Consider the following 10080-nt stretch of genomic DNA (forward strand, 5'->3'; position numbering starts at 1 on the left):
TTTCCGATGACGACCTTCACCCAGGCCATAGGCGCAGCCGACGCCCTGATCGACCAGCTCCAGGCGTTCACCGTCGATCCGCGCTACCTGCCCCGCTTCTTCGACACCTTCTTCGGGCTCCGGACGGCGCTTGGCAGCGCAGGCGACCAATTCGCGGCTCAGCATAGCGACGACGACGGCGATCGACCGGTGTTCGCCACGGTCCTCGACCGCTGCGAACAGGCCAGAACGATTGGCGATGCCCTCAGGCCGGACCCATCAGCGGTGACGCGCTATGCCGAGGCCGTGCAGCGCGCGATCGTGGCGCTGGATGGGCAGGGCAGCATGGCCGCGCGACCCGCGTTGCGGGGCACACTGCGGCTGCGCAGCGGATCCGCCCCGTCGGCGAGGGGAGGGCGTCGCCCGGCACCCGCGCCAGCGCCCGAGCCCTATTATGCCAGCCTCGTCAAGCTGTTCCCGGTCGAGGCGGTGACGCTCTACCCGCTGGCGATCGGCATCGCAGCCGGCGACGTCGTCGTCCGCCTGATCCTGATCGCCGTCATCACCCTCTTCATCATCGTGCTGCGCTGGTTCGGAACGCAGGAGGAGAGAGGGGGAGATGCCGATGTGGTGGCGATCGCGGTCTCGGTGGTCTCGTTCGAGCTCTACGCGGCCTCCCTCGGTGGCTTTGGCTACCTGCCGGGCGGTCCCGAGCAGACCAGCCAGGTCCTCGCCTTCATCACCATCATGTGGGTCGCACTCGTTCCCTTCGTCCTTCGCCGCGCCCGCAGCTGACCGAAACCCCTTGAGGAGATACGACCATGTGCACCTCCACCCATCGTCATTCGCTTCACTGCATCCTGCCGCCCTACATCCTGTCGCAGATCGCCGAGAATGGCTCGCCCGAGCTGCGAGCGATGGCGGTACGCAGCCTGCTGGTCGATCCGACGATGCGGATCGTCCGCGCCAGCACTGCCGGGCCGGTCACCGGCGCAATCGCGCGGCGTCGCGCCGCGGCGGGCAACATCCTGACGCCAAGCCCGCTGCGGACGATCCGTGATGCGGGCGGCGAACCCGAGGCACCGGGTGCGACCGTGGTGCGGCGCGAGGGCGACGCGCCCACCGGCGATGTCGCCGTCGACGAGGCCTATGATGGGCTCGGCGCGACGTTCGCGCTGTTCTGGGAAGCGTATCAGCGCAACTCGATCGACGATGCTGGCATGCCGCTCGACGCCACGGTTCACTACGACCAGGACTATGACAACGCCTTCTGGGACGGCACCCAGATGGTGTTCGGGGACGGCGACGGTGAGCTATTCAACCGCTTCACCATCTCGCTCGACGTGATCGGTCACGAGCTGACCCACGGCGTCACCGAGAAGGAGGCGGGCCTTGCCTATTTCAACCAATCTGGGGCCCTGAACGAGAGCATTTCCGACGTCTTCGGCAGCCTCGTGAAGCAGCACCTGTTGGGGCAGACTGCCGACCAGGCCGACTGGCTGATTGGCGCCGAACTGCTGACCGCCAAGGTCAACGGCGTCGCCTTGCGCTCGATGAAGGCGCCGGGCACCGCCTATGACGATCCCGTGCTCGGAAAGGATCCGCAGCCGGGCCACATGAACGACTTCGTCCGCACCAATCAGGACAATGGCGGCGTCCATATCAACTCCGGCATCCCCAACCGAGCCTTCTATCTGGCCGCAACCGCGATCGGCGGAAAGGCATGGGACCGGGCCGGACAAATCTGGTACAATGCGCTGCTGGACCCCAATACCAGGGCCAACACGGACTTCGCCGGCTTCGCCCGCGTCACCATCGACGTCGCGGCGCGTTTGTACGGCTCGGACAGTGCCGAGGCGACCGCCGTCACCGAGGCCTGGAGCGCAGTTGGAGTGATCTGATGCAAACGGGCAAGACCTGCGACGAGACGATGACGGGCGAGGCCCGCGTGCGGATCGAGGGTGGGCTTGCCCATTTTCCCGGATTGGCGAAGGAGCAGACGGTCTCGTTTGACGATCTCGCCACCCCGGAGCGTCAGGAGATCGCCACCCTTGCCGATCAGGCGGACTTCTTCAGCTGCACGCCCGCGAACGACGGTGCGAGGCCGGATGCGCGCACCTATACGGTGGGCCTGACGATCGCCGGCCGTAGCCGCGAGCTTCGCGTCGCCGAGCCGATCCGCGATCCTGCGCTGGCCAAGCTTGTCTCGGTTGTCCGCCGCCTAAGCAAACAGCACGCGGGCCAACGCTGAACGAGCCGGCGATCCACACGACTGGATCAGTCGATGTCGTGGATCGGTTGGATGAACCACAGCCAGAGCGTCGCGACGATATAGACGAGCGCTACTGTCCCGAGACACCAGGCGGCCTCGGTGACACCGAGCCACAGCGCGATGCCGGTAGCCAGCGCAAGACAGACGATCATGCTGAGGGACGCAGGCAGCGAAAAGGGCATCGCGTCCTTGCGGCGCTTCGCTCGCAGGCCAGCGCGGGTCCATGGGTCCAACGGCAATGCAACGCGCGGGTCAGACGATCCATTCCACTTGCCGTCTAGTCGCGGATCCATTCACTACTCCTAGCGCCTATGCCTGAAACGCCATCGGCATACCGCAATTCTACGCCATTACCCAATCGATCTTAGCCGGCATAGCCTTAGCAGCAAATGCTAGTTCGATAATATATCTTATGTAAAACTGCGGCTATCAGCACCGCTATGCAGCTAAAGCCGGCGCACGATTGTGCGAACGGCAAATCATACGCCCATTGTGACTGAACGCATAGCTGCATTATAACCCAATCTGCGGGAGTGAGGACCATGAGCATTTCTTTGATCTTCGTGCTGTCCGTTCTACTCAGCGTTGGCTCCATGGCATGCTATCAAGTTGGCATGCTAAGTTTGCGGACGTTCGGCTTGATCGGTGGCCCGGCAATCTGCGTAATGCTCGCCGCTGCGATCATAGGTCCGCCATCTCCTCCGCTCACTTGCGGAGAGATCGCTAGAGGGAAAGCTCAAGATGATGGCTATGTGCTTGGCTTCGCGACCGGGATGATGATGCCGCGATGAAACCCAGAAAGGAGCGCGAGGCTGAGGTCCGGGAACGCATCGATGCCTTGGTTCGCAGGAAACTGACGATCCTCAACCTGCAGCTCGCAGTGACCGTCGCCGGTGCGGCCTTGATCGTCGCCGTTCTCGGTTGGACACGGACGCCGCTGCTAGTCGCCGGTCTCATCGTTGGAGTGGCGAACACTGGCCAAGGCATCAACCTGGTCCGAATGCTTCCGGCACACTTGCGAATGAACCGAAGCGAGCCCGCCTCAGTGACGACGATCAATCGTCAAAGTTTATGGACCGAGATCGCGTTTATCGTGATCTGGGTGGCCGTCACTGCCCTGCTCCTGTGGGCTTCAGCCCGCGCGCCTGTGGCCTGATTGATCCCGAATGCGAAAATGGGGCCGAAACCGATAGCAGCGGCCCCGACCCCATCATCAAAGGATCCTCCGTCGAAACGGCGGATAGACCGACTAAACGCGAGTGCGTCGAATCCGGTCCGCTCCCTTTGATATACCTAACATGTTCAACAATCCATGAACGGCCGCGCTGCCGCGCGTGCCGGCTCTGGACGTATCAGACGAGTACCGCGCCATGCTCAACACAGCTTCCCCCCGCCGCTCACTGGCGTCGTTCGAGAACGCCTATGCTGTCGCGATTCAACTGCGCGAAGCGACCGGCGTCGACCAATTCGTCGTTCGCACCGGTAACGCTGCCCAACCCTTCCGCGTATCGCGGCAGAGACCCCAGGCGCCCGAGACCATGCAGGTGTTGGTCGCCTGAGGATAGATCAGTTGTTGGCCTGAATGCGCGCCATCAGTTCCGACGCGGTAACGCCCTCGCAGAGCGCTTCATCGGTCATGTAGGTGATCGGCAGGTTCTCGTCGCGAACGACCGCTGCCATACGGCCGCGGCGATACGCGAGGCTTTTCAGCCACGCGAGATCCTCGAGAGCGAGCTGCAGGGGCGTTACGTCCAGCAGGTGCCAGAGCCGCATCTGGAACGGGCTTTGCGCCTTCAGGATCTCGGCGACCTCCTCGAAGCCGGCGCCCTGCTCGACGCCGTTGTTGTGGTCGTGCGCCAAGGCCGCGAAAGCTTCCTCCAGCTCCCGGATCGCGAAATAGGCAATGTCCAAGCCGACGCCGATCGTCGCGCCGGCCAGCACCCGACGATCAACCGACAGCTGCGGATCGTTCAGCGCATCCAGAAGCGGCAGATCGTAATCATAGCCACGCATCGCGTCCTTGAACTTCATGGTCGTCCTCCTGTGGCGCGTATTGAACATAACGTGAACAGGGTGCGCAAGTCTTTTTCTCCATACCACGTAGATCTCAGAGGATGAATCTTGCCGGGAGCATCGTCACTGCCGTCACCAGGTCGCAGTGCTTGACCGTGCAGCCTTATGAAGGTCACACACGTCTCACACGCTGGAGGTTCGGAATGCACGTTTTGCTTATTCTGGGGATCGCCATCGCAATGGGGGCCGGCTTGTGGAACATGCGCGCCGCGATGCGAGCGGGCCGCGGAGCAGACTGGCGTACCAACCGTGACGGGTTACGCACACCCGGGTCCTCGCAGGGCTTCACGCTCCTCAGCATGGTTGGCTTTACCGTCATCATCGCCTTGGCAGCCTTTGGTGTGCCGCTTCTCGCGCTACTGAGTGCGGGTCTGACCTATGCGATCGCCTTCGTGCTGCTGGCGGTGCGCGAGCGTCGTCTGTCCGAAACGTACTATCGCGGGAACGTCGGAATAACGTCGTGAGGAGGTATCTCCCCTTCCCCCGACTGACCGGCGCTCGACCGCGCGACGGTCGTTGGAAAATCGGCGCGTGTTAGGAGACTTTGCTCCAAATCAAGGGTTTGAGGCGAATGGAAGCCTCAACGATCCCTTTCGCGCTTGTCGTCGATGATGACCCTATCATCCTTATGGACGCGTGCGGCATCCTCGAGGATGTTGGGTTTCGCTGTCATTCGGCCGATCATGGCGATGCTGCGAAGGCTATGCTCCCCGAGCACGCCGAAGGCATCACGCTCCTCTTCTCTGACGTCGAGATGCCAGGAGATACGGACGGCTTTGCCCTCGCCCACCATGTCGCGGCGCGGTGGCCGTGGATCGAGATTGTCATCGCCAGCGGTCGCATCAAACCGAACGATGGCGACATGCCGGAGAAGGCGACGTTCATCGGCAAGCCGTTCTCCGCGGCGCTAGTACGGAACCACCTTCGCGAGAAGCTACCCGACGGGAAGAAACCTGAGCCGCTGAAAACCGCGGTCTGATCGGACCAAACCGGACTTGGCTTTGCCCCGGCTTCCCGTATGTTCACGCAACTATCAACGGGAGTGCCGGGTATGGCCACGCCGCGCCGCGACCGCTTCGTCGTTCCGAAGACGACGGGACGCGATTACCTCAACGCCTTCATGCACCTCCTCGAGGCAGCTTATTGGGCTGGGATCGTTGGCGCGCTCGTTTACGCCGACGTCGACCTCTGGGTCTGGGCAGTAGCAGGCTTGCTCGCTGGCCCGCCCTACATCATTGGCACCGCGATAATTCGTAGGCGCCTCGGCATTCTGCGGAGGGTCTGAACGGATGCATCAGCCCCATAAGCGTACTATCCGGTTGACAGCTATCGCCTTCGCGTCTGCGACCCTCACCGGCCTGCTCGCGATCTATTTCATCCCCGTCGGCCCAAAAGAAGAGCGCGCCGCGACCGTGCTATCTAAGACCGGCCCGCAGGGTCAGGCGGCGTATCGCGCTGCTTGGTCCGATGGCCGCCTCACCCGCGCGGACATGTATGAAATCCGCGATGCTTCGGGGCATGACATCGACAACTGGATCGATATGTCGGGCCGCACGAGCTAATCCCGCTCGATCACCTCACCAGCGGATTACCACGACCGCTACCGCTAGGATCAGCGGCAGCATCGTCTCTACGGTCCCGATCGCAGCTGTAGCGAGGCGCAACCGCCTCAATCGGCGAGACGGCAACATCGGGATAGTCCGAAGAGCCTCCGGCACGGCCGTGAGCTCGGTCAGCACCAAGACATAGCCAAGAGCCAGCGCGACGATGATGCCACCGATCGCAGCAGCAGCGGATGGCGGACTGATCGCAATGGCCGCGATCGCTACCGAGACTGTACCGCCGAGCAACCCCGCAGCCGCAACATATTGGCGCAACAAGGCGGTAGCATCACGCTCGGCCGACGGATGGGCGACGTCGTGGGCCCGCTGATCGCGGGCGCGCCATGCCTCAAGGAACAGATGCCAGGTCGTCGAAGGCCTCACCACCGTATCCATGCTGCAAGTTCCTCAAGGGCTGGCGTAGCCCTTCCTGAAACCAAAGGGGTCGGCAAGCGCCGGCCCCTTTTTTTGCCTGCGAACCGCTCCCGCGAGCGACGCACCGAGATAGCAGCGGGTCCCGCGGTGACCCTCCATGCCGGCTCGCGAGGATCGACTGCTCGCTGCGGGTTTTTTGCCGACGGCGACGCGGCTAGATTGTCGACGATGGAGGACAGCGCCGTGCAGCCGATCGGACGAGAAACCCGGCCACATTCGCTCGAGGACGTTGAGCGGAGCATGCGGCGCATCACCGATCGCTACACCTGGAAGCGGGTCTTCCTGTTCGCCGCCTTGTTCATCTGGCTCTTCAATACCTATGCCGCCCTGCCCTACGTCGACGGGCGATCGTACATCGCCGTTTGGGTCGTTGCCTGCATAGGCTGCTGGACCGCGTCAGGCTGGCTGCTCGACCTGCCCCGGCTCATGTTCCCGAAGGTAGAGGCCTTCCGGCATTTGCGCCGCCCAGCGCCGCGCCAATAGCCGAGCGCTCGATCCATCGGCACCGTTCAGATGATCGACACCCCAACCTCAGCGGCGAACACCATCAATCCGGACTCGCCGAAATACTGCGCGTAACCGGGCCGCGGCTCGGGCGCCGAGTTCACGAACCGAGCGGGCTGACACCGCCACCCCCTGCTATGGGGACGAAGCGCCGCGCGCGGGAGCCATGCGATCAGGGCTGGCGCATGGGCATCTTGTGACGTGAAGAACGGCATCGCGAGGATCATGTCGTCGTGGAAGGCGGTCAGCCGGCCGACATAGCCATAGGCGGACTTGTCGCTCTTCTCGTCGCTCGCGTACTTGCCCTTGACCTGCACCGGCCGAACGATCGTCGTGTTGGTCGCGGGGCGACTGACGATCATGTCGAAGCCGTTATCGCGTCGCGGGAAATAAATATCCCACCCTGCGTCGGCGAGGACGCCAGCGACGTACATCTCCGCGAAATAGTCGCGCACGCGAGCTGGTGGCTCATAGCCGCGGGATGCTGTTCCGTTGATCTCGGGTTCGCCAGTCACGTGCAGTTTCCTTGCCCCTCACATGACGAACATGGTGGCTGCATGTCGGCATAAGGGGAAGATGGGTGCTGGCCATCCCCGCCCGATGGGCGGGGCCGGGCTCTAGTCGGCAAGAGCCGACCGGAGCCCCGCAAGAGCGGGTCTCCGCCCTGACGGGTGACGATCCCTTGTCCGGGTCCCGGAGACGCCCCCACGGCGCTCCTGAGGCGATCTACGCGGATGTGAGAGGCTTGCCCCTCCCCTGGCCCCACATGTCACGCGCGGACGACGTTCACCGCTGGCAGCCTTCGGCTGTTGAATCATGCGCTAGGCGCATGATGAGTGCTTTGTGGGCCTATGTTCTCATCGCACCCTGCGCCGTCTCCCAGTGTCTCGGCGTGCCAGACCCGTCCGACGGGGTCGGCGTCAAAGGGGAATTGCCCGCAAGCGGGCAATGCTTTTGTTTGTTTGAAGACGCCTCAACAAGAATACCGGGCCTAAAGGCCCTACGGTTTCCACCGCTAAAGCGGCGGAGCCTCCGTCATTCATGTTGACCCCGCCGGCCGTGCCTGCCTCTTGAGCCCCTGCGAGGACGGCTCCGGGTGCGATGAGAACAGAGGCCGGGCCTTGCCCATCAGCACAGTAAAAGGAGAATTGATCGCTTGGGCGATCAATGCGTCTTTGATTTGTTTATTTACGCTCCCTAGTCGGGAGCTATTTATGCTCGGACTCACCGTGTACGATGACTTTGGTGTCAAGAAAACAATGCGCTTCAATACTTAGAGGGGAGGGGGTAAAAGAAAGATGCCGGAAGGGGAAAGGCCCCAAGCACCGGCAAACAGGGGGAGAGGCCCCCGCAAATAGGAGTTAAGATCATGAACATCGGTTCTTTCAAGTCGGTCAATGGTCAGCTGCTCGGTTCGGTCGCGACCGCCACGATCGACCTCGCTCGCTTGGGTCTCCGCCCGGTCGAGAGCAACAACGAGCGCGCGCCCGCCTTCGAGATCATGGTCCTGAACGTCGCGAAGCGTTGGGTTCAGATCGGCGCACTGTGGGAAATGACCAGCAACAGCAGCGGCGAGAGCTTCTTTCAGGGCAAGCTGGACGACCCGAGCCTCCCCGAACCGCTCCAGATCATGCTCTTTGGCGACGTCGAGGAAGGCTATCGCGTCGTCTGGAACCGCCCCGCCCCGCGCCGCGAGAACCTCGACGGCAGCCGCACCGGTCGCCGCAGCCGCGCCAGCAACGCCGACGACTTCGCGGGCAACGCGACCGCCGATGGCCGCGTGAGCGACGACCAGACCGCCGACGACTACGTCCCGGCCTTCTAAGCCAGCCAGACGGGCGGGGAGAGGGGTGCAACCCTCCCCCGACCCTAGCCGCCACCATTTGCCAAGGATTGACGCCATGACCAAGGAAACGACCTCGCAGCGCTTTAGCAGCTTCACCGCCATGGGCGAAGCCCTCGCCAGCAGCGACACCACCCGCGCAGACGCCGCCCGCAAGGGATGGGCGACGCGCCGGGCGAACGCCGCGCGCAGCGACACCGACGATTGCCACCCCGCCGACGATAACGCCGAGCACAGCGCGACGGCGACCGATGCGGCCGACGAGATCGCGGAAAGCTACGCCGAGGCGACCGCGACGACCAACTTTCAGGACGCGTTCGGCGACGTTGGCGCGCTTTCCATCGTCGAAATGGGGGGCGAGCGGCAGGAACTGGACATGCCCGAGCCGATCGAGGCGCAGCACGATTGCGCGGCGATCATGGCGACCCTTTTCGACCTGTTCCGCGACACCCGCCTAGAGGCAAGCGCGCAGGCCATCGCATGGGGTTTCGTCAACTCATTCCACTACGAGGCGCAGAAGCTGGAACGCGAGGAAGACCGGCTTTGCGCCGACCTTGGCGAGATGACCCGCCGCTATGATCCGTCGGAGATTTACGCCGTCGAAATGGAGGAATTGCAACTCCGCGCGCAGACCAAGACCGAACAGCGCGCCGCTATCGAGTGCATGCGCGATTATGCCGCCGACTGTTACCGCGCGCAGACCGGCCACCCATGGTCCCCGGCGCGCGGATCGAAGGTTTCGAGCGGAGGCACCGCAAGCCAAATCGCCGCAATCGACTTCCTCAAAGCGCGCGCGCAGGATCACCGCGAGAAGCGCAACCCCACCGGCCCGCTTGTCGTCTTTTCGGGCGGCGCAGAGTGGCACGACTGGCAGCAGCTTTGGGACCGGCTCGACGCGATCAAAACGCGCGTTCCGCACATGACCTTGTGCACGACCGCGCAGCGCAAGGGATGCGACGCCATCGCCGCAGCATGGGCCGCAAGCCGAGGCGTCACGGTTGTTGCCTTCACCCCGCAGACGGGCCGCTATGGCAAGCGCGCGGGCTTCGTTCGGAACGAACAGCTTGCCGCCCTCAACCCGGTCGAGGCAATCGTCTGTCAGGGTTCCGGGCTGCAATCGAACCTGTTGCAGGTGCTGAAAACCGCCCGCGTCCCGACCCACGCGTTCCGCATCGACGGACAGGCCCCCGCCCCTATCGCAACCAAGCGCGCCGCGTTCGGTTGAACCCATCGGGCGGCGCGCTCCCCCCTACGCGCCGCCCCTCCCCTTTCCTTGGCAGGAATGACTAGGCCAGCGACGGGCGACCCCCGGCGCTGGCCCTTTTTCGCCACTGTCGCTTTGTGGGGGAAACCCTACTGGTTTCCCCCACGCC

17 protein-coding genes are annotated in these 10080 nt (G+C 63.5%); 13 read left to right on the top strand and 4 right to left on the bottom strand.

Annotation, left to right across the window (positions count from 1 at the left end):
- Positions 1-6: 6 nt before the first annotated feature.
- From ACU5AX_RS18825 to ACU5AX_RS18835, 3 genes are read left to right on the top strand one after another with little or no spacing between them, the layout of a single operon-like run.
- Positions 7-774, top strand: coding sequence for a hypothetical protein (locus ACU5AX_RS18825; protein ID WP_446692087.1), 768 nt, complete (start codon positions 7-9; stop codon positions 772-774).
- A gap of 26 nt (positions 775-800) precedes the next feature.
- Complete coding sequence (locus ACU5AX_RS18830; RefSeq protein ID WP_446692088.1) at positions 801-1880, top strand: M4 family metallopeptidase; 1080 nt, start codon at positions 801-803, stop codon at positions 1878-1880.
- Positions 1880-2230: a protealysin inhibitor emfourin gene (locus tag ACU5AX_RS18835; RefSeq protein ID WP_446692089.1), complete on the top strand. Its 351-nt coding sequence runs from the start codon at positions 1880-1882 to the stop codon at positions 2228-2230. Before ACU5AX_RS18830 ends, ACU5AX_RS18835 begins: the two co-directional genes overlap by 1 nt.
- A 26-nt stretch (positions 2231-2256) precedes the next feature.
- On the opposite strand, the gene ACU5AX_RS18840 is transcribed toward ACU5AX_RS18835, so the two are convergent.
- A complete protein-coding gene (locus ACU5AX_RS18840; protein ID WP_446692090.1) occupies positions 2257-2403 on the bottom strand; it encodes a hypothetical protein in 147 nt (48 codons plus the stop codon).
- Between the two features lie 390 nt (positions 2404-2793).
- Here ACU5AX_RS18840 and ACU5AX_RS18845 point away from each other — a divergent pair, with 390 nt between their 5' ends.
- From ACU5AX_RS18845 to ACU5AX_RS18855, 3 genes are all read left to right on the top strand, one after another.
- Positions 2794-3042 (top strand): hypothetical protein, encoded by a 249-nt coding sequence (locus ACU5AX_RS18845; RefSeq protein ID WP_446692091.1) that lies wholly within the window; start codon positions 2794-2796, stop codon positions 3040-3042.
- Positions 3039-3407: a hypothetical protein gene (locus tag ACU5AX_RS18850; RefSeq protein ID WP_446692092.1), complete on the top strand. Its 369-nt coding sequence runs from the start codon at positions 3039-3041 to the stop codon at positions 3405-3407. Before ACU5AX_RS18845 ends, ACU5AX_RS18850 begins: the two co-directional genes overlap by 4 nt.
- Before the next feature lie 214 nt (positions 3408-3621).
- On the top strand, positions 3622-3810 hold the full coding sequence (locus ACU5AX_RS18855; RefSeq protein ID WP_446692093.1) for a hypothetical protein: 189 nt from the start codon (positions 3622-3624) through the stop codon (positions 3808-3810).
- 7 nt (positions 3811-3817) lie between these two features.
- Here ACU5AX_RS18855 and ACU5AX_RS18860 read toward each other — a convergent pair whose 3' ends face one another.
- Positions 3818-4282: a hypothetical protein gene (locus ACU5AX_RS18860; RefSeq protein ID WP_446692094.1), complete on the bottom strand. Its 465-nt coding sequence runs from the start codon at positions 4280-4282 to the stop codon at positions 3818-3820.
- A gap of 185 nt (positions 4283-4467) precedes the next feature.
- Here ACU5AX_RS18860 and ACU5AX_RS18865 point away from each other — a divergent pair, with 185 nt between their 5' ends.
- The 4 genes from ACU5AX_RS18865 (at position 4468) to ACU5AX_RS18880 (ending at position 5886) form a co-directional block, all read left to right on the top strand.
- The gene (locus ACU5AX_RS18865) at positions 4468-4788 is read left to right on the top strand and encodes a hypothetical protein (RefSeq protein WP_446692095.1); all 321 of its coding nucleotides are present in this window, start codon (positions 4468-4470) and stop codon (positions 4786-4788) included.
- Between the two features lie 80 nt (positions 4789-4868).
- Positions 4869-5303: a response regulator gene (locus tag ACU5AX_RS18870; protein ID WP_446692096.1), complete on the top strand. Its 435-nt coding sequence runs from the start codon at positions 4869-4871 to the stop codon at positions 5301-5303.
- 72 nt (positions 5304-5375) lie between these two features.
- A complete protein-coding gene (locus tag ACU5AX_RS18875; protein WP_446692097.1) occupies positions 5376-5609 on the top strand; it encodes a hypothetical protein in 234 nt (77 codons plus the stop codon).
- Between the two features lie 34 nt (positions 5610-5643).
- The gene (locus ACU5AX_RS18880) at positions 5644-5886 is read left to right on the top strand and encodes a hypothetical protein (protein WP_446692098.1); all 243 of its coding nucleotides are present in this window, start codon (positions 5644-5646) and stop codon (positions 5884-5886) included.
- Positions 5887-5901: 15 nt separating this feature from the next.
- Here ACU5AX_RS18880 and ACU5AX_RS18885 read toward each other — a convergent pair whose 3' ends face one another.
- A complete protein-coding gene (locus tag ACU5AX_RS18885) occupies positions 5902-6321 on the bottom strand; it encodes a hypothetical protein (RefSeq protein ID WP_446692099.1) in 420 nt (139 codons plus the stop codon).
- Positions 6322-6528: 207 nt separating this feature from the next.
- Here ACU5AX_RS18885 and ACU5AX_RS18890 point away from each other — a divergent pair, with 207 nt between their 5' ends.
- Entirely contained in the window at positions 6529-6843 is a 315-nt protein-coding gene (locus ACU5AX_RS18890) for a hypothetical protein (protein WP_446692100.1), read from the top strand.
- A 26-nt stretch (positions 6844-6869) separates the two neighbouring features.
- Here the strand turns inward: ACU5AX_RS18890 and ACU5AX_RS18895 are convergent, their stop codons facing one another.
- A complete protein-coding gene (locus tag ACU5AX_RS18895; RefSeq protein ID WP_446692101.1) occupies positions 6870-7379 on the bottom strand; it encodes a hypothetical protein in 510 nt (169 codons plus the stop codon).
- 854 nt (positions 7380-8233) lie between these two features.
- On the opposite strand from ACU5AX_RS18895, the gene ACU5AX_RS18900 reads away from it, so the two are divergent.
- Together ACU5AX_RS18900 and ACU5AX_RS18905 are read left to right on the top strand one after the other, a co-directional pair.
- Positions 8234-8689 carry a DUF736 domain-containing protein gene (locus tag ACU5AX_RS18900; RefSeq protein ID WP_446692102.1) on the top strand — a complete coding sequence of 152 codons (456 nt, stop codon included), beginning with the start codon at positions 8234-8236 and terminating at the stop codon, positions 8687-8689.
- 76 nt (positions 8690-8765) lie between these two features.
- A complete protein-coding gene (locus tag ACU5AX_RS18905; RefSeq protein WP_446692103.1) occupies positions 8766-9932 on the top strand; it encodes a DUF2493 domain-containing protein in 1167 nt (388 codons plus the stop codon).
- Positions 9933-10080: the final 148 nt, after the last annotated feature.

It is taken from the genome of Sphingomonas benefaciens (genome assembly GCF_052907485.1).